This is a genomic window from Pseudomonas sp. 22490, from assembly GCF_052044465.1.
In the GTDB taxonomy this organism is placed as follows: Bacteria; Pseudomonadota; Gammaproteobacteria; order Pseudomonadales; family Pseudomonadaceae; genus Pseudomonas; species Pseudomonas aeruginosa.
In genome coordinates this window covers 15,991-32,344 of record NZ_JBQENS010000027.1, presented here as the reverse complement: position 1 = coordinate 32,344, position 16,354 = coordinate 15,991, and the positions used below count along the sequence as shown (strand labels likewise).

Below are 16,354 nucleotides of genomic sequence, written 5' to 3'. Positions count from 1 at the left end.
GATGGCGCGATGGGATGCACGACAACGTGCAGCGAATCGGCGGCCATCATGGACGTTTCTCCAACCAGACCGGATGCGCAACACCGATCACGGTGGATGCAGCGACCGGCCCGAAATACCGGCTGTCGAACGACGCCGGATTCGTCTCACTCAACAGGAACAGCTCACCGGATTCAAGACGGCGGCACTGCTGCCACGATGGCAGCGGACGGCCCAGCCGGTCGGCTCGCAGCAAGGCGGCCGAAGGCACACCGTCGATGCGAACGATGCCACCAGCGATGCACACTTCCTGCGGTGCAATCGCGCCCACGCGCTTGAGCAATGGAACGCGCGTCGGCAGATAGCCGCGCTGCGCAGCCAAGGCGGCCGCCTCGGCTGGCAGCGGGACCAGCACGATGCTGTTCACGGACAACGGACTTGGCAGCGAGGCGGCGCGGTAGTTAAGCGGATCGACGCGATACCAGCCGACCGCTACGCTGTCGGACGGGTTGTAGGTCAGGCGCGGCAGTGGTGACACGAAAGATGCCCAGGCCAGTGCAGCGAAGCCGATGGCGGTCAGTGTTGCCACGGCGATGCGAGCGCGCCCGCGCGAGCGAGTATGTGGCGCGGTGCCGGATGTGGAAAGCGTGGTCATGGCAATGCCCTTCCAGCCAGCCAGGCGGCATGCCGCTCGGCGGTGTATTCCGGCAGTGGCAAGCGTGCAGCGAGCCGGTTGCCGAGCGTGCGCCAGTACGCGGGCGACACGGCGGTTGGCGTGATGCCAAGCGCCTCGATGGCGTCAATCTGAGCCAGCACGGCGCGCACGGCGGGTTCGCCTTCGGCGTGCAGCAGCAAGCGCGCACCAGGCAGCACGCCGGGGATGCGCTGCGCCGCATCCAGCGGTGTGCAAGCCTGCATGACCATGAGCTGCCATCGCACAGTGCCATAGTCGTTGGCTTGCCAGCGGATGCGGCAGAACATTGCGCCCGGCAAGAACACCGCAACGCGCCGCCAGCGGTCGAGCCGGACAGTGCGTGCCGGTTCGCCGAAGCGCAGGTAGATGTCGATGCGCTGCTCGATGTACGCCAGCGAAACGCGGGTAAGTCGTACGGCGCCGACTCTGCCGACGAGTTCCGCGAGTGAAGTTGGTGGTGCAGCCGTGCCTGGCAAGGCGTGAGCGTTCATGGTGTTCTCTCCGTCGATACGTCCGGGAATTCGCGTTCCAGCAATGCGCGCAGCAGTTCGGCCACCGTCACGCCCTGCGTGAAGGCCGACACCTTGATGCGCGCACGCATCGCGGGCGTGATGTCGAGGGTCAGGCGCGCGGTGTAGAGATCGCCTTTCTGCAGGGCATCGGCTTCGCCTTGGCGAACCCACGCCTCGGCGTGCGGGTTTGCCGGCGGACGCGTGCCGATGCCGACACGCTTGCCGCGCGCAGACCGTTCTGCGGTCATGTCGGCCACCGTAGTAATTCATCGACCAAAGTGGCAATCTCACGAGCTGCGGCACTGTCGGGCGCCGTCTCGCGAGCGAGCCGCCCGGCGGCCACGCTGTCAGCGAAGACGATGCGCTGATGCACTTCCGAACGCAGCGCGGGCAGCGGCTGGTCGGCCAGCGCCTGGCGTGCTTCGCGGCCAATGATGGTCGTGCTGACGCGCCGATTGATGGCGAAGGCCGCGCGCAGCGTCGGCCGGAACACCTGCGCCTCGCGGATCAGTGCCACCATCTCGGCGGATGCCCACAAATCGTAGGGACTGGGCTGCACCGGGATCAGCACGCGCTCGGCCGCCAGCAGCGCGGAGCGTGCCAAGGCGGCGATGCGCGGCGGGCCGTCGATGACGACGTGATCGGCCCGGCGTGCCAACTCGGGAGCTTCCTGGTGCAACGTCTCGCGTGCGAGGCCCACGGCGCTGAACAAACGCGGCAGGCCCTGTTGGGCGCGTCGCTGGGTCCAGTCCAGCGCCGAGCCTTGCGGGTCGGCATCGAGCAGGACGACCTGCTGGCCGCGCATTGCCAGCTCGCCGGCAATGTGTGTGGCCAGCGTGGTTTTGCCCACTCCGCCTTTTTGATTCAGCAAGGCGATGATCATGACGCGGCCCTCCTTGCTGGAAAGCCGGGTTTTCTTTGCCGTCTGAAATCCTGCGCGCTGTGCCGTTTGGCAGTTTTCCACCGAAACGGCGCGCTGTTTTTATTAGTTAAAGAATTTAAGTTAGGGAAGTTAGAGAGGCCGGTAACCCGCGCTGTTGTTGGCTTTGCGGCGGTTTCGCACGCCTGATAGCACGATAGGGACACGCCCGATAGCACGATACCCGCCACGCCTGATAGCACGAGGCCATTCACAGTTTGTCCCCGAGTTATCCCCGTGCCGTCCGCAGCACGGGCCGGAAGGTCAGCAGTTCGGCCCCATCGTCCGGCATCCGTTCGATGCCCAGGACGTAGCCGGGCATCGACTGCCGCGCCACCAGCGCACGCAGGTCGCAGGCGAAGTCGTAGGGCTTGGCCGTGCTGCCCGACTTGCGATGCAGGTGCTTGAAGTCGAACTGCCAGCCGCCCGGCTGCCTGCCACCGTGCTTGCGCACCAGGCGGTACAGCCAGCGTTCGATCCCGCCCGTCAGCTTGAAATAAGCGGGATCGATGGTCAGTACCAGCGCCGCGTCCAATACGCCCGCGTAGAACCAGTCCGGCAGGATCAGCTCGATGCCCAGCGGCGTGCCGCGGGCGTCGGCCAGTTCCTTCCATTCGTTGATCCACGAGAAGCGATGCAGGCGCCGTCCGGTCGTCTCGCGGATGGAGGTGGCCACCGTGGTCGATTGCAGGCGATCCAGGGCCGCCTTGAGGCGCTGGTAGTCGCGCAGCGACGTACCGCGTCCGATGAAGCGCAGGATCTCGTAGGGCGTGGCGCGCATGAGGCGCGACGGGCGAATGCCCGCGTCGCGCGCTTCCACAATCTGGCTCGCGGCCCAAATCAGGATGTCGGCATCCCAGATCGTGGCGATGCCGTGCTCTTGCGTTCCCTCCACGCGGATCGTCACACCACCGGCGCGGAAGTCGATCGGCTGGACACGCTTCGACTTCGCCAGAGAGAAGAACGGAAAGGCCATCAAATCCTGGCTGTCGCGCGGTGCCATGTCGCCCGGCAGCGCGCGGAACAGATCGAGCTGCTCGCGCTCCTGCGGTGATCGCTGCCCCGATGATCGGGGTGGCAGCGATGGGCTGGACACGGCTATGGCCACCGGCGAAGCGCCGATCAGCGCGCACGGCTGTCGGCCGAGTGATGCTCAGCGTATTCCGGATCGGACGTGGCCTCGAAGCTGCGCTGGTCGGCCCAGGCGTCGAGGTCGGCCACCGCGTACATGACGCGACGGCCGAACTTGCGGAACTTCGGTCCACCACCGATCACGCGTTGTTTTTCCAGCGTGCGCGGCGACAGGCGCAGGTATTCGGCGGCCTCGTCGTTGGTCAGGTAGCGTTGGGGTTGTGCAGCGGCAGCGGGTTGCTGCTGGGTAGCGTGTGCGGCAGCAGGCCGCAAGGGAGCGGGTCGCATCGGGTAAGCCTCCATCGGTCAGGAAAGCCCGGCCGCACCGCGCGGCCAGATGGAGACAGTCTCAAGAAAGCGATGCGCCCCGTTGAGGGTCGTTTTGCAGGGAAGGCAAAACGACCCTCCCCAAGCTATTTGAGTTGGGCCAGGCGGCGATAGCCGCCGCGCATCAGTGTCAGGCCGCGTCGTACCAGGCGGCGCACGCGGGAGCGGAGGCCTCCGTCGGCGTACCAGCCAGTTGCCACCGCATCGGTGCCGAAAACTCCTTCGGCGACTTCGCGCAAGGACGCTCCCGCCAAGCTGCCGTCGAGTGCCTGCAAGGTGTGCAGCTCCTGCAGCGCAGTCGGCGCAGGCCGCGGTCGTGTCACTGCTGCAGGCATGCCTTCGGAGGAAACGGCCAGCTTGTCCAGTTCGGCCCGCAGCATGCAATGGCGTGCGCAGGGCATGTCGCACGACCGGATGGCATAGACGTAGGCCATGCCATCCTCCAGGCTCGGTGCCAACGTCACGCGCATGCAGCAGCCGGGCCACTGCGTTGCGAGCATCAGGCGTCGACCATCATGAACCAGGTGCTTCTGGCCGGGAATGCGCCAGAACTCGAACGCCGTGGCGTCCTGTGGCGGGTCAATGTCTGGATGAAGCTGCGCCGTGCAAGGATGTCCAGGAAACCACGCCGGATGCGCATCGCGCGCGTCCAAGGCCGGGTCTTCCAGCATGCGCAGGCCCCAATGGTTGGCGGCGTCCGGCTGGCGACGACGGCGCAGCCAGTCGTGGCGGTAATCGGGATGGCGGCGCAAATACTCCCAGGCCAGCGCAAGGCCATCCAGATGCAGCACGTAGAGATACGCGGCAGTGGGATACCAAGACTCGGTGCTTCGATCAACCATGACACAGCCTCCCTTTGTACTGGGACCGCTGCCGCGGTTGTCGGTCGTCAAAGCTCGGCCATCAAAACCTCAACACGCCACCCATAAATCGATAAACTGTAACGAACGGTGTCAAGACCAATTGGCTCTGAAGACCTACGAGGATTGTCCGAATGCAACGGTTGCGCAGACCGAAATGGTGCGCGTTGCCGGACACCCTGACGGAAGTCTTGTTTTTCATCATGTCTCTTTCGGTCAGGACGCGCCGTCCTGGTGCAATAGCTTCGATTCAGACCGCCGCCGTCTTGAGTCAGACAGAGAAAGACACAATACCCTGCAATAGCCCGTGACTAGATGGCCCGCCGCAGCGGGGCCATGCGGTTCGATCAGTCGGGGATCGAGCCATCGCGCTGCGCCAGCCGGACATACTCCGACAACGGCTGCGATGCGCGGAAATACAGGTCGCGCATAACGGGTTTCTGAAGCGGCCCGACGATGGCCGCCAGGTCGGACAGCTTGACGGTCCCCAACTCCGGCATGCCGATGCCCAGATCAATGAGGCCCCAGGCCATATCGCCATCGGCCGGATCGAGTGCAGCCAATAGCCAGGTCACGTGCGCATCCGGCGTGAACAGCCGCACCACGGGCAGCGGGTCAATGCCCTGGCCAGCGGCGCGGGCCTCGCCGTTGACAAGCAGTTGCGCGCGCTGCTCGGCGGTGGTGAGTGGTTGGGTCATGGTCAGGAACCCCACGAATCTGAGGTTGCACGGATGCGCTTTTGCGCGAATGCGCAGAAGCACCGAACCGGCTGTGTGCTTTCGTGGGCAAGCACGGATACGCAAACCATCGAATCCGTACTGGCACAGAAGCGCAAAAGCGGAATTGTGAATGTCAGGAAAGACACGGATACGGTTCCCCGGTTCTGTCGAAATCCGCCGATACGGTTTTCCGTAAAAGCACGGAAGCGGACAAAACCGAACCAATGAGTTAAAGATAACGTGGTTTTAATTGTCCCGAAATTGGACGCTTCTGTCTATGCAGAAGCCATCCATACAACGCGGTCGGCCGACCGGTACTACCACCTTCGATGCCGAATTGGCGCAAGCCTTCGGCGCGGCGGTGCGCGCGCTGCGGGCGGAACGCGGGATCGCGCAAGAGTTGCTGGCGAATCTGGCGGGCATCGAGCGTTCCCACATGGGAAAGGTCGAGCGCGGCGAGCACATGCCCACGCTGGCGATCATCTTCAAGATCGCCGGCGCGCTTGAATGCAGCACCTCGGTGCTGATGACTGAAACCGAGAGCCAACTCGCAGCGGCCAGGTCGTAGGTTTGCCGTGCCGTGGCACGGCTGCCCCGCCGCAATGGGCGGGGCGCTGAGTGGCAGTCAGGCCGTCTGGGGCTTGCTGCGCGACCAGATCAGGTTGTGCGTGCCGTCCTCTTCTTCGATCAGGCGGGCGTAGATCGTCGCCGGGAACGTGGGATCGTCGAGGGTCACGGACACGTAGGGCCGTTCGGCCTTGCTGACTTTCTTCCACGCCGCGCCGATGTCGTAGCCGCCAGTCGCCTGGACGCGGAAGTCGGGGGCGTTCTCGCTTTCCTTCTCGTTGGGGATGAGCTTGACCTTGACGTTGAGCGTCAGGGTGCGGATCGTGCCGGTGAAGCCGTCTTTGTCTGCGGTGAAAGTGCCGATGGTGGCCATGATGTTTTCTCCTTGCGGTTTAACCAAGGTCGCGCCCATCGCGTCCTTGTTGTGATCCGTCAGGCGGGGGATGGGCGGGTCGCACCGCTTGCGGCCGAAACGCAGTGGAGGACCGGGAGGCGCAAAGAATTTGTCTCGCGAGGAATGCGCCGAACGCAGTGACCGCGCAGGGGAAATTGTTTGCGCCGGACGGTTGCGGCCATGAAGCCCAAGGCGCAGCCGTACCCCCGCCAGGATTCACGACAAGCCAAGGACGCATGGGCCGACTGCTCCGCAAGGAGACAGGGCCGACTCGGCATCCCCGCCGGACGGCTTCATCGGCTTGCCCCTCGATGCGGGCAAGGTCGACCACCTCAAAGGAATGCGCAAACGACCCCGCCGCATCCTGCGGCGGCATGCTTGAGGCGTGGTGTGGAAGCTCCATAGCGAGGCTGGGCGGCGTGTCCGTGAATCGTCGGTCGTGACGTTGTGGTGACGAACCGCCAGCATTGAGGACGGCGCGCATTTGCACAACCTGCCGCAGCAAGCCAGGGCGTAGCCTCGCGCTCCGCCCACTGCGGCGGGGCTCTATCAGGAAGGAACACTGGCGGCGTGTAACGCCGCCACATATTGGATGTGCCCGCACAAGGGGCACTTGTGTGTCGCCGCCTGATCAAAGGCGGCGACGTGGCGGTTTTGCCGTTGGCTCTTGAAACCGGGCGCGGCGAGTCATCGCCGCGCCCGGACTTTGAAAACGGCCCCGGCATGCTGTGCCGGGGCCGCTGTTGCTATTGCTTTGTCTCGATGATCCACCACACAGCATGCGGCAATGGCTTGCCGCTAATGGGGTGAATGTCCGTCAGGTCGGCGCGTGCCGTCCAGCCGCGAGGCGGACGGTAGCCGCGCACGTCACCTTCGCCGTGCCAGCGGCGGGCGCGTACCGTGCCGGGGGCATAGACCGCCGCCATGCGTGAGCGGCTGGTAGCGTGGTTCATGGGCGGCTCTCCTTTCAAGTGAAGCGCCCCGGTCAAGGCTGGGGCGCTTGTTTTCGGTGCGATTCAAGCAGCCAGCGCCTCGGCTATTTCAACCACAATGGCCTCAGCACCCTCCGGGGCGTCCTGCTCCGCGCCATCCTCCTTCGCCGCTTCCTGCACTGCCGAGCTTTCGGCCTTGAAGATGGCGGGCATCCAGCCCGTGCCATCGGCCAGCCGTTCGGCTTCGCTGGCAATGTCGGCCTTCTTGAGCTTCGCCAGCCGCGTGACGTGCTCCGGCGCGTACTCGCCCACGGCTTGCAGAATCGCGGCCTTCGGCACATGCCGGAAGTACCCCTCGGCAGTCGGCTGCCACCATGCGGCCATGTCGAGGCCCACAGCCTGCGCCAGTTCCGCGCCGGGCTGACGCGGCGTGGCGCGAGGCGTCACCACATCCACAGTGGAAGCCACGCACACGGCCAGCAGTTTGACCAGTTCGCCTTGCTCCATCGCCAGCAGCGCGGCGAACAGTTCGGCGCTGTCCTCGGGTATCTTGCCAGCCCATGCCTGTTGCAGCTCGTACAACGCCACGGCGGCGGACGATTCGGGCCAGTCCGGGGCCATCCCTTCCAGCCGGTCTTGCACGGTGAGGCGCACGCCCAGCGGTAAGTCGTGGCCGTATTGGCTTGCCTGCAAAACGGCCTGCACCATGCCATGCACCAGCGCGGCCAGCGCCACTTGCGGATGCCGGGCGACTTCGATTTGCAGCGCCGCCGTGCGGTGCCCGCTCAAGCGCTGCGCCAGCCGGTCGGACATGGCGGGGCCTTGCGTTTCGTCCGGCGTGTCGCCTTTGTCGTCGTTCTCGGCGTCCTCGCCGCTGAACCCTTGGCGCAACCGTTCCAACGTGCGCAGCGCCTTGGCCTCGGCCTCGCGCAGCAGCCCGCGATGAATCACGGCGTCGCCGTTGCGATCGATGGTGACGATGACTCCGGCTGCGGCCTTCATGTTCGGGCTGTAGCCCTGCAAGCCATCTTCCAGCGTCTGTAATTGTTCGCCCAGGGTTTCGCCTTCCTCTTGCAGTGCCTCAGCCTTTTCTTCGTCCTCCGTGTTCAGCGCGACATCGAGGGCTTCGCCGACTTCCTGCATCTTGGTTTGCAGCTTCTCGATGCGTTGCGCTTCACGCTTGGTCGGTTCGCGCCGTTCTCTCGGGGCACACTGGAAGGCGTGCAAGTCGGCATGGGTCACACCCGGCGTGGCATCCACCCATGCCCACCCCTCGGTGCGGACAGTGGCGGCGATGCCCGCCAGCTTGTCTTGCGCCAACCGTTCCAGCAGCACGGCATCGGTGAGATACACGCCTGCATCGCCTTCCGCGAACAGGTCGCGGCGAATACCGCCGCCCGCCTGCTCGTAGGCGTCCAGCCCGACGAAGCGCACCAGCGGATGCCGGTAGGCGTCGATTTCGCGCTCGGTGAGACGTTCGCGCAGGTTGGACGGGTGGCGCTGCCACGTCGGTGCATCGTAGAACGCGCCTTCTTGCGCGGCGTGGTCATCGGTGATGGCAAGCGCCATCAACTGATCGAGCGTGACAGCATCGGCGCGATAGTCGGCCATCAGGCGCGGTGAGACGTTCGCCAGCTTCAAGCGGCGCTGCACCACCAGCGGCGTGACGCTGAAATCCGCCGCAATGTCTTCGACGGGCCTACCTTCGGCCACCAGCGCGGCGAACGCCTCGAACTGGTCGGCCGGGTGCATGGCTTCGCGCTGCACGTTCTCGGTGAGGCTGGCGGTGCGGGCCGTGCCATCGGCCACCAGCAGGCAAGGCACTTCCCATTCCTTCGGGATGCGATGCTTCTTCGCCAGCAGCTTGAGGGCGGCAAGGCGACGGCCACCGGCCCCGACTTCGTAATGCTCTCCATCGGCGGCGGCGATCACGATCAAGTTTTGCAGCAGGCCCACGCGCTGAATGGACGCGGCCAGTTCGGGAATGGACATGCGCGAGGTCTTGCGCACATTGCGCCCCGTGGGGCGCAGCACCAGCCGCGATAGCGGAACCAGAATCAGGTTCTTGGTCGGGTCGGCGGCTTCCAGCGGAACAGCGGCGATGGTACTGACGGCGCTGGCTTCGGTTTGGGTAATGGCGTTCATGGTGGTTCTCCAATCAAGTTAAACAAGGAATGGAGGGGAAACCGCCCCTCCTGCGGGAAAACTCTCGGGAAGGGGTCAGGCTTTGAGCTGGCGCATGCCATCTGCCAGCAGCCACAGGGCGCGGTTCAGGCGCACATCGGAATCAATGCCCTGCACGGGGCGGGTGTGCTGGCGGCGTCCGTTGGCGCTACGCCCGGACAGCCCGCCCTTGGTCAAGTTCTCCTGCGTGCGGTTGAACACGCTCCACAGGTCGGGGCGGCGGTCATCGAACCGGCGCGGCATCAGGATTTGCGATTCGGTGATGGGCGCGGGCTTGTCCGGGTCGTCGTACTTGAGGGCCAGCGCGGCGCGGGCGAACACTTCGGATTCGCCATCGTTCAGCGTGATGCCGCGCATCAGGTCGCGGGATTCCTTCACCTGCTCAAAGCCGCTCAACACTTGATAAGCGCCTTCGATGACGTGCCCGGCCACGTTGCCTTTGTGGGGCACGCGCACATCGGCCACGGTGTCACCGCAGACAAGGCCATTGCTGCAAACGAAACGGAACATCCCGGCCAGCATCTGATAGCTGCTCGTCCCGTCATGGGAATTGAGCAACACGATTTCATTGGCTTCCGCGCCGTTGATCTGGCTGGCGTGGCGCAGCCGGATCATGTGCTTGGTGTGCTCGCGCTTGCCTTCATCGCGCACGCGGGTCTGCGTCACCATGAAGGGCTGAAAGCCTTCCTTGCGCAGTTCGGTCAGCACGGCGGCGGTGGGGATGTAGCTGTACCGCTCGGAACGGCTCTCATGCGGGGCGTCCGCGAAGATGGACGGGGCCACCCAGCGGATTTGGTCATCGGACAGCGGGGAATCGCTACGCAGCGACGGGGAACGGGAAGCGAAACGGGATGCGAGTTGCATGGTCTTTCTCCTGACGAAAAATGGGTTTGCTGTTCACTCCGCACACCGGATTCCAAGATTCGGAGCCCAGCCTTTCGGCTGTTCGGTGTGGTCGGCACGAGGAACCCGGTTGGCCTCGTTGCCACCGTCTTTCCTGAGTTCATCGCCCGCGACGGTCAGGAGCGCGCGGACGGGAGCCGTCAAGGAGACAAGCGCAGGGTTGGTGCGGCCCGCAGGCGCAGCCGAGGACACGGCCCTGCGCGCCTTGACGGCATTCGGCCGCGGGCTACAGTCGCGAGCAAGGTGATGGAATCAGGGGAGACGGCTGAACAAGGCAACGGCCGTCCCTGTGTGCTGACCGCACGGCAAGCGAAGCGCGCAGGCCCGGATCTGGAAGCCGGGCCAGAGGCGTTAGCCGAGCAGAGCGAGGGAACGATGGAAGCCCGAATGGGGTGAGACGCCGCAGGTGGCTCGATGCGCAGCACGACAGCGCGGCCCGGCTGTGCCGGGCGACGCCCAACAAATCGACCATGGATGTGCGTCGCTTGACGCCATTGGATATAAATGATCACCAAAAACCCTATGGAGGATTTTATGCAGTCCAGGTACCCATCCATCGACACCGTTGCTCTGCGACTGGCCGTTCTCCTGAAACGATCCGACAAGACACGCGCTCGCGTCAGTGAGAAGACCTTGCGCATCCTGTCTGGACGAAGCACCTTACGAGATGCTTTTGTGATCGACGTCCGCAATGCACTTGAAGATCTGAGTGTTGTATCGGTTCGCCTTGATCGTGGTGGCTTCGCCCTGATTGCTGCATCGGCCCTAGAAGGGGCGCCTCCCGCGCTCGTCAAAAACCTGATGCCCGACTTCAGAAAATTGCCCGACGACAAGCTCTGGAATGAACTGGACTTGCCCGATAACGAGGTTGATGAGTGACGCGGTGTCGTGACGCCGAAGTGCTGAGGTGATTCGGATGCAGGAAGGACACACACACCGGATCACCATAAATCCAAGGCACCCAATCGTTAGGCTGCCGACAACATTCAAATGAGGCTTTTGGGGAGAACCATGCGAAGCAATGCACTCTATTTCCCGTACATCGCGCTTCCACAAGACTCGTGGACTACCAAAGCGCTGCTTTACTGGGACAAACTGTCATCCATCGTGCCAATGGACCATCTGGACCACCCGGAGCAGATGAGCGCGTTCATGCGCACTTTGCTGACGGAAGGCCTGGTGGAGCCAGTGATCCCCGCGCAGTTCATCTATCAAGTGGAGCGATTCGACACAAGCTTCATCGAACTCATCGAGAACCGCCTGCGACGCACCCACCGAATCGGGAGCGGCCACGACGCCCCGCATCGGACTACGCGCATCCACGTGGAAAAGCTTGGCGAAATACCCCGTTTTCTCGTGGAATCCGGTCTCGCCAAACAGATCGATTGGGCCTGGTATGACGTCGAGGCGAGCATCGCCAACCAGTTCATGTCCTACCTTGCGGCATGCCTAGGAGCGATCCCCGCCGTCAATGCCACACCAGTGACCGACAGGGCCATCTTCGCTTCAAACCTGCGCCCACGTCGCCTGCAGCCAGCACGCCAACCGTTGCATCAACACAAGTCGCGAGAGGTCATCCTCCGTCATTTGCTGCCTACCCCTGTGGGTCCGGTGGAGATTGACAAGCTGCTGAGTTTCAAACAACGCCATGGCCATTTGCTGCCGCCACTGCGCGCAAGTGTCGAGGCCCATTGCACGCAGGTAGCCATGCTCCAGGATGAGAACGACCGTATAGAAGCCAACGAGGCGTTCCTGCTCGACAGTAAACAGAAGATTGCCGAGATCGAGGACGCCATGCGGCCCACCTTCGGCAAGGTGGTCTTTGGCTCGTTGGCGCCACTCTTTGGCGCAGGGCTGGCAGTCCAAGCAACAGACCCAGGCAACAAAGTAGGATACGCAGGCGCAGCGCTGTCTCTTTCGGGAGCCATCTACCAGGCCATTTCCAGTATTCGAGGGAGCCGGAGAGCCGTCGAGAATCGTCCCCTTGCCTACATTGCTCATGCGAGGCGCGAGTTCGGTCCAGTACGATAGTTGTCGTCTAGGCCGGCGTCGGCGTGCATTGAAGACGCCAAGCAACGCGCGGCGAGGATGGGGCGCTCGGCCTTCTCCCTGAAGGGCAAGCGCAGCGCCTTCGGCGCGAAGGAGTCGACGCAGGGCACAGCAAAAAAGGGGCCGAAGCCCCTCGGTTAAAGCAACCCACGCTCGGCGAATGACGTGGTGGCCACGCCGCCGACGACGATGTGATCCAGCGTGCGCACGTCCACCAGCGCCAGGGCTTCCTTTAAGCGCTGAGTCAGCAGCTTGTCGGCTTGGCTCGGCTCGGAATTTCCGCTTGGATGATTGTGCGAAAAAATCACGGCCGCTGCGTTGTGATGCAGTGCCGTTTTCACGACTTCGCGTGGATACACCGAGGCCTGGTCGATGGTGCCGCGGAACATCTCCACGTATTCGATCAGACGGTTCTGGCTATCGAGAAACAAGGCAGCGAAGACCTCGTGTTCGAAGCTGGCCAGCTTGGTGCGCAGGTAGTCCTTGACCAGCGCTGGCGAAGTGAACAGCGTCCCGCGCGGGATCTTCTGGTCGATGACGTACCTGGCTGCTTCCAGAATTTGGTCAGCGGTAGCTGGCAGATAACGCCCCTGGTTGTCACGCACCAGCAGCGAGGAATCGAGAGACAGAGAAAGTTGCGACATGATCGTGCTCCGGTTGCTCGGGCGGAATTGCCCGGAACCGGCTTCAGCACGGCGCAGCGCAAGCAGTCAGGGGGCAATGACGGCCGCCAGGACGCAAGCGCGCAAGGCGCGCGCAGCCCTTGACGGCGAGAACGCCGTGATACGGTGAAGGGAACAGCAAGACCGCCCACTCCCTCCCCGACGACACCACGGATGGGCAAGCGCAGCGCGCAGGCCAAGAACGTAGAGAGGGGCCGGAGGCGTCAGGGATCAAAGCCGAATTGCCATGACTCGACACGAGGCATGGGGCGTAGCCCGCGAGCCCGACGGCGGAATGCCGGGACGCCTGATCGTTGGCAATAAGCAAATGACATTGAGGCGCAAATGAGGCACAATGTAGCTACAAAACACCTTGAGGCAGGTAATGGCAAGTAGTGATGTTGTGCGCGCCCGGATTGACGGGCATATCAAAGAGGAAGCCACCAATGTGCTGGCCGGAATGGGCTTGTCCGTTTCGGATGCCATTCGGATGCTGCTCACCCGCATTGCGGCTGATAAAGCACTTCCCTTTGATATCAATCGTGCCCAATCCCAGTCCGATGCCAAGAGGCCGTGAGGTTTTGCCTAAAAACATTCAAGAACACTAAATCACGGGCATAAACCCATGGATCGCATACAGCAACTCAACTACGAAAAAGACTTCCGCATTGCCTTCTTGGAATCCAAGGGGGACGGGTTTCAACGTTTGTTCGAGAAGCTGATGTCGAAAGCCCATCCCAACGATTTCATGGCCTGCCGGCCCTGGGGGAATGTTGGCGATCGAAAAAACGATGGATATCTGCCATCGGCGCGAATCCTGTATCAGAGTTACGCTCCCAATGAATTGAGTGCCGCTGACGCCATCAAGAAGATCAACGAGGATTTCGAAGGCGCCAAAGAGCATTGGGAGAAATATTTCGATGAGTGGACCTTCGTCCATAACGCACCGGATGGTCGCCTGGGCCCCCACATCATCGAAGTCCTGGCCAAACTCAGGCAGGACAATCCAAAGATCAGAATCAGTCACTGCGGGTACGAAGAGATGCTGGCGAAGTTTCGCCAGTTGAGCCTGCAGGATCTTGAATCCTGGTTTGGCCCGTCGCTGACAATGGAAGCGAACGTCAATCTGGGCTATGGCGATCTGATCGCCGTGCTTACCCACATCAGCATCACGCCCGTGCCCACGACGAGTGAAGTGAAGGACGTGTCGCGCGGGAAGATTGAGGCCAACCTTCTGTCTCAGGCCGTCGCCGACTTCCTGAAGATCGGGATGCAAAAGTCGGCGCTCGTTGCGCAGTTTTTTAATAACTGGAAAAACCCTACCTACGGCGAACAAATCGCGCAGGCTTTCAAAAGCGAATACGTGGCGCTGCGGGACGGGGAGCCCCCACTTCACCCTGATGAAATTTTCGGCCGCCTTGAAGCGTGGGCTGGAGGCACTGCGAATACCACGCCCACGCATAAGGCGGCGGTATTGGCCGTCATGGCGTACCTGTTTGACAAGTGCGAGATTTTTGAAGACGCACAAGCGGTGGGGGCAGCATGATTCTGCCATCTAAGCATCTTCCGCAGGATCGCGCGCTGCTGACTGTTGGCGCGCATGTTTTGACCTTTCTCGCACGCCCCAAGACTGTCTCAGCGCTGTGGGAGGAGTTGAACAGACCTGACTCCAGCCTCACCGCTGCAATGCCCCGGCGAATTTCCTACGACTGGTTCTTGCTCGCTCTGGATCTTCTGTTCGCCCTTGGAACCATCGAACTCGAAAGCGGCCTTGTGGCACGGAGGACAGCTTGATTCATCATATTTTCAGTACGCTGCCCAGTTTTAAGAATCTCGGTGATCTGAAGCTCGGCCTGAATGTACTGCTGGCCCAAAAAACCGAGGGTGCGACTACCAAGCAAACGCGTAATCGCGCCGGAAAAACCAGTTTCGTTGAGCTGGTGCATTTTCTGCTTGGTGCCGACGCTGGCCCGGAATCGATTTTCCGCACCCCGGAACTGGCAGAACACACCTTCGGCATGGACTTCGATCTGAAGTCGGAACGCACGGTCGTTGAGCGCAGCGGCAGTTCCAAAGCCAAAATCTTCGTGACAGCGCCGCCTGCAGCGAAGGTCAAGTTTTCGGCCACCGAATGGTGTACGTTCCTCGGCGAACAAATGTTTGGTCTGAGCAGCCTTGAAACCGCAGGCAGCAAGCCGCCTTCATTCAGGTCGTTATTTGCCTACTTTGTGCGCCGACAGGCGAGCGGTGCCTTCATGACGCCGGAAAAGCAGGCCACGATGCAGGGCACTGGCGATATGCAGATGGCGCTGATGTTCCTGCTCGGATTGGACTGGCAGATTGCCCGGGATTGGCAAGCTGTTCGGGATCGGGAAAAGACCCTCGAAGAACTGAAAAAGGCGGCCGGGAACGGTGCGTTCGGTTCAATCATCGGCAAGGCTGCCGACTTGCGTACGGAGCTGACCATTCAGGAAGCTCGTCTCAAGAAGCTTCACACAGAAGTTGAGACCTTTCAGGTTTTGCCGGAATACCGGGAACTGGAAGTCGAAAGCGCCACATTGACTCGCCAGCTCAACGAGCTGGCCAATGCCAACACCATCGACTTCTCGGCTATCCGCGATCTGGAAAGTGCGCTCGCCTCCGAGGTTCCTCCTGACCTTGAAGACCTCCAGGCTGTCTATCAAGAAGCCGGCATTGTGCTTCCCGGCTTGGTGAAGCGCCGCTATGAGGACGTGAAGAGCTTTCACGAATCTGTGGTGCGCAATCGCAAGGACTATCTGTCCAGCGAACTTGAAGCGGCCAAGCTGCGTATCGAACTGCGCGATAGTAAAAAGGCGCAGCTCGACCAGCGTCGCGGCGAAATCCTGGGCATTCTTAAGAGCCATGGTGCGCTGGAACAGTTCCTCAAGCTGCAAGGAGAACTGGGCCGACTGGAATCCGAAGTGGAAGCGTTGCGGCAACGCTTCGAAGCTGCCGAGCAACTCGAAGGCACCAAGAACGAACTGGAGATTGAGCGCAATCGCCTTACGATCCGCCTGCGACGTGATTTTTCCGAGCAGAAGGACCGACTGGCGGAAGCCATCGTCGCCTTTGAGGAAACCTCACAACGCTTGTATGAATCGGCCGGCAGCATGACGGTCGATGAAACCTCGAATGGACCTATCTTCAAGTTCCCGATGCAGGGCGAACGCAGCAAGGGCATCAAGAACATGCAGATCTTCTGCTTCGACATGATGCTTATGCGCCTGTGCGCCAAGCGGCAGATGGGGCCGGGATTTCTGATCCATGACAGCCATCTGTTCGATGGTGTTGATGGGCGCCAGGTCATTAGCGCATTGCGTCTTGGCTCAGAGATTGCGCAGGAGCTTGGTTTTCAGTACATCGTGACGATGAATGAAGACGACGCCTTCAAGGAAACCATCGAAGGCTTCGATCTTAATGACCATGTGCTTCCCACGCGTTTGACGGATGCCACTGAGGACGGTGGGCTGTTTGGTATTCGGTTTGGCTGAGCGGAGCATT

General features: G+C 62.1%; 20 protein-coding genes. 7 read left to right on the top strand and 13 right to left on the bottom strand.

Annotated features, from left to right (window positions below):
- Nucleotides 1–46: 46 nt before the first annotated feature.
- From ACTJJX_RS25505 to ACTJJX_RS25470, 8 genes are all read right to left on the bottom strand, one after another.
- Nucleotides 47–634 (bottom strand): S26 family signal peptidase, encoded by a 588-nt coding sequence (locus ACTJJX_RS25505; RefSeq protein WP_087824443.1) that lies wholly within the window; start codon nt 632–634, stop codon nt 47–49.
- Nucleotides 631–1,164 (bottom strand): DUF2840 domain-containing protein, encoded by a 534-nt coding sequence (locus tag ACTJJX_RS25500; RefSeq protein WP_087824442.1) that lies wholly within the window; start codon nt 1,162–1,164, stop codon nt 631–633. The genes ACTJJX_RS25505 and ACTJJX_RS25500 overlap by 4 nt, the downstream gene beginning before the upstream one ends.
- Nucleotides 1,161–1,433 carry a chromosome partitioning protein ParB gene (locus ACTJJX_RS25495; RefSeq protein ID WP_087824441.1) on the bottom strand — a complete coding sequence of 91 codons (273 nt, stop codon included), beginning with the start codon at nt 1,431–1,433 and terminating at the stop codon, nt 1,161–1,163. The genes ACTJJX_RS25500 and ACTJJX_RS25495 overlap by 4 nt, the downstream gene beginning before the upstream one ends.
- Complete coding sequence (gene parA / locus ACTJJX_RS25490; RefSeq protein ID WP_087824440.1) at nt 1,430–2,068, bottom strand: ParA family partition ATPase; 639 nt, start codon at nt 2,066–2,068, stop codon at nt 1,430–1,432. Before parA ends, ACTJJX_RS25495 begins: the two co-directional genes overlap by 4 nt.
- Nucleotides 2,069–2,333: 265 nt before the next feature.
- On the bottom strand, nt 2,334–3,200 hold the full coding sequence (locus ACTJJX_RS25485; protein ID WP_221176676.1) for a replication initiator protein A: 867 nt from the start codon (nt 3,198–3,200) through the stop codon (nt 2,334–2,336).
- A 26-nt stretch (nt 3,201–3,226) separates the two neighbouring features.
- Entirely contained in the window at nt 3,227–3,508 is a 282-nt protein-coding gene (locus tag ACTJJX_RS25480) for a helix-turn-helix transcriptional regulator (RefSeq protein WP_440782027.1), read from the bottom strand.
- A gap of 140 nt (nt 3,509–3,648) precedes the next feature.
- Nucleotides 3,649–4,404 carry a DUF2285 domain-containing protein gene (locus tag ACTJJX_RS25475; RefSeq protein ID WP_087824437.1) on the bottom strand — a complete coding sequence of 252 codons (756 nt, stop codon included), beginning with the start codon at nt 4,402–4,404 and terminating at the stop codon, nt 3,649–3,651.
- A gap of 365 nt (nt 4,405–4,769) precedes the next feature.
- On the bottom strand, nt 4,770–5,120 hold the full coding sequence (locus ACTJJX_RS25470) for a DUF2958 domain-containing protein (RefSeq protein WP_087824451.1): 351 nt from the start codon (nt 5,118–5,120) through the stop codon (nt 4,770–4,772).
- Nucleotides 5,121–5,418: 298 nt separating this feature from the next.
- Here ACTJJX_RS25470 and ACTJJX_RS25465 point away from each other — a divergent pair, with 298 nt between their 5' ends.
- On the top strand, nt 5,419–5,709 hold the full coding sequence (locus ACTJJX_RS25465) for a helix-turn-helix domain-containing protein (protein ID WP_087824436.1): 291 nt from the start codon (nt 5,419–5,421) through the stop codon (nt 5,707–5,709).
- Nucleotides 5,710–5,766: 57 nt separating this feature from the next.
- Here ACTJJX_RS25465 and ACTJJX_RS25460 read toward each other — a convergent pair whose 3' ends face one another.
- The 4 genes from ACTJJX_RS25460 to ACTJJX_RS25445 all read right to left on the bottom strand — a co-directional run bounded on the left by ACTJJX_RS25460 (nt 5,767) and on the right by ACTJJX_RS25445 (nt 10,082).
- Nucleotides 5,767–6,081, bottom strand: a complete 315-nt coding sequence (locus tag ACTJJX_RS25460) for a DUF736 domain-containing protein (RefSeq protein ID WP_087824449.1) — start codon at nt 6,079–6,081, stop codon at nt 5,767–5,769.
- A gap of 767 nt (nt 6,082–6,848) precedes the next feature.
- Nucleotides 6,849–7,055, bottom strand: coding sequence for a hypothetical protein (locus ACTJJX_RS25455; protein WP_087824435.1), 207 nt, complete (start codon nt 7,053–7,055; stop codon nt 6,849–6,851).
- 63 nt (nt 7,056–7,118) lie between these two features.
- Nucleotides 7,119–9,179: a ParB/RepB/Spo0J family partition protein gene (locus ACTJJX_RS25450; protein ID WP_087824434.1), complete on the bottom strand. Its 2,061-nt coding sequence runs from the start codon at nt 9,177–9,179 to the stop codon at nt 7,119–7,121.
- 75 nt (nt 9,180–9,254) lie between these two features.
- Complete coding sequence (locus tag ACTJJX_RS25445; protein ID WP_087824433.1) at nt 9,255–10,082, bottom strand: DUF932 domain-containing protein; 828 nt, start codon at nt 10,080–10,082, stop codon at nt 9,255–9,257.
- A 543-nt stretch (nt 10,083–10,625) separates the two neighbouring features.
- Here ACTJJX_RS25445 and ACTJJX_RS25440 point away from each other — a divergent pair.
- A complete protein-coding gene (locus ACTJJX_RS25440) occupies nt 10,626–11,000 on the top strand; it encodes a hypothetical protein (protein ID WP_087824431.1) in 375 nt (124 codons plus the stop codon).
- 132 nt (nt 11,001–11,132) lie between these two features.
- Complete coding sequence (locus ACTJJX_RS25435; protein WP_440782026.1) at nt 11,133–12,152, top strand: hypothetical protein; 1,020 nt, start codon at nt 11,133–11,135, stop codon at nt 12,150–12,152.
- Nucleotides 12,153–12,307: 155 nt separating this feature from the next.
- Here the strand turns inward: ACTJJX_RS25435 and radC are convergent, their stop codons facing one another.
- Nucleotides 12,308–12,814 carry a RadC family protein gene (gene radC, locus ACTJJX_RS25430; protein ID WP_440782025.1) on the bottom strand — a complete coding sequence of 169 codons (507 nt, stop codon included), beginning with the start codon at nt 12,812–12,814 and terminating at the stop codon, nt 12,308–12,310.
- A 403-nt stretch (nt 12,815–13,217) separates the two neighbouring features.
- Here radC and ACTJJX_RS25425 point away from each other — a divergent pair, with 403 nt between their 5' ends.
- From ACTJJX_RS25425 to ACTJJX_RS25410, 4 genes are read left to right on the top strand one after another with little or no spacing between them, the layout of a single operon-like run.
- Nucleotides 13,218–13,409 (top strand): type II toxin-antitoxin system RelB/DinJ family antitoxin, encoded by a 192-nt coding sequence (locus tag ACTJJX_RS25425; RefSeq protein ID WP_087824428.1) that lies wholly within the window; start codon nt 13,218–13,220, stop codon nt 13,407–13,409.
- A gap of 48 nt (nt 13,410–13,457) precedes the next feature.
- The gene (locus ACTJJX_RS25420) at nt 13,458–14,378 is read left to right on the top strand and encodes an ABC-three component system protein (RefSeq protein WP_087824427.1); all 921 of its coding nucleotides are present in this window, start codon (nt 13,458–13,460) and stop codon (nt 14,376–14,378) included.
- Nucleotides 14,375–14,626, top strand: a complete 252-nt coding sequence (locus ACTJJX_RS25415; protein ID WP_087824426.1) for an ABC-three component system middle component 6 — start codon at nt 14,375–14,377, stop codon at nt 14,624–14,626. The genes ACTJJX_RS25420 and ACTJJX_RS25415 overlap by 4 nt, the downstream gene beginning before the upstream one ends.
- The gene (locus ACTJJX_RS25410) at nt 14,623–16,344 is read left to right on the top strand and encodes an ABC-three component system protein (RefSeq protein ID WP_087824425.1); all 1,722 of its coding nucleotides are present in this window, start codon (nt 14,623–14,625) and stop codon (nt 16,342–16,344) included. Before ACTJJX_RS25415 ends, ACTJJX_RS25410 begins: the two co-directional genes overlap by 4 nt.
- Nucleotides 16,345–16,354: the final 10 nt, after the last annotated feature.

Excerpts from the sequence above, each read along its gene's own strand:
- ACTJJX_RS25455 (WP_087824435.1), bottom strand. The coding sequence starts at position 7,055 with ATGAACCACGCTACCAGCCGCTCACGCATGGCGGCGGTCTATGCCCCC.
- ACTJJX_RS25505 (WP_087824443.1), bottom strand. The coding sequence starts at position 634 with ATGACCACGCTTTCCACATCCGGCACCGCGCCACATACTCGCTCGCGC.
- ACTJJX_RS25445 (WP_087824433.1), bottom strand. The coding sequence starts at position 10,082 with ATGCAACTCGCATCCCGTTTCGCTTCCCGTTCCCCGTCGCTGCGTAGC.
- ACTJJX_RS25470 (WP_087824451.1), bottom strand. The coding sequence starts at position 5,120 with ATGACCCAACCACTCACCACCGCCGAGCAGCGCGCGCAACTGCTTGTC.
- ACTJJX_RS25500 (WP_087824442.1), bottom strand. The coding sequence starts at position 1,164 with ATGAACGCTCACGCCTTGCCAGGCACGGCTGCACCACCAACTTCACTC.
- ACTJJX_RS25450 (WP_087824434.1), bottom strand. The coding sequence starts at position 9,179 with ATGAACGCCATTACCCAAACCGAAGCCAGCGCCGTCAGTACCATCGCC.
- ACTJJX_RS25425 (WP_087824428.1), top strand. The coding sequence starts at position 13,218 with ATGGCAAGTAGTGATGTTGTGCGCGCCCGGATTGACGGGCATATCAAA.
- ACTJJX_RS25495 (WP_087824441.1), bottom strand. The coding sequence starts at position 1,433 with ATGACCGCAGAACGGTCTGCGCGCGGCAAGCGTGTCGGCATCGGCACG.
- ACTJJX_RS25420 (WP_087824427.1), top strand. The coding sequence starts at position 13,458 with ATGGATCGCATACAGCAACTCAACTACGAAAAAGACTTCCGCATTGCC.
- radC (WP_440782025.1), bottom strand. The coding sequence starts at position 12,814 with ATGTCGCAACTTTCTCTGTCTCTCGATTCCTCGCTGCTGGTGCGTGAC.
- ACTJJX_RS25465 (WP_087824436.1), top strand. The coding sequence starts at position 5,419 with ATGCAGAAGCCATCCATACAACGCGGTCGGCCGACCGGTACTACCACC.
- parA (WP_087824440.1), bottom strand. The coding sequence starts at position 2,068 with ATGATCATCGCCTTGCTGAATCAAAAAGGCGGAGTGGGCAAAACCACG.
- ACTJJX_RS25475 (WP_087824437.1), bottom strand. The coding sequence starts at position 4,404 with ATGGTTGATCGAAGCACCGAGTCTTGGTATCCCACTGCCGCGTATCTC.
- ACTJJX_RS25460 (WP_087824449.1), bottom strand. The coding sequence starts at position 6,081 with ATGGCCACCATCGGCACTTTCACCGCAGACAAAGACGGCTTCACCGGC.
- ACTJJX_RS25440 (WP_087824431.1), top strand. The coding sequence starts at position 10,626 with ATGATCACCAAAAACCCTATGGAGGATTTTATGCAGTCCAGGTACCCA.
- ACTJJX_RS25415 (WP_087824426.1), top strand. The coding sequence starts at position 14,375 with ATGATTCTGCCATCTAAGCATCTTCCGCAGGATCGCGCGCTGCTGACT.
- ACTJJX_RS25435 (WP_440782026.1), top strand. The coding sequence starts at position 11,133 with ATGCGAAGCAATGCACTCTATTTCCCGTACATCGCGCTTCCACAAGAC.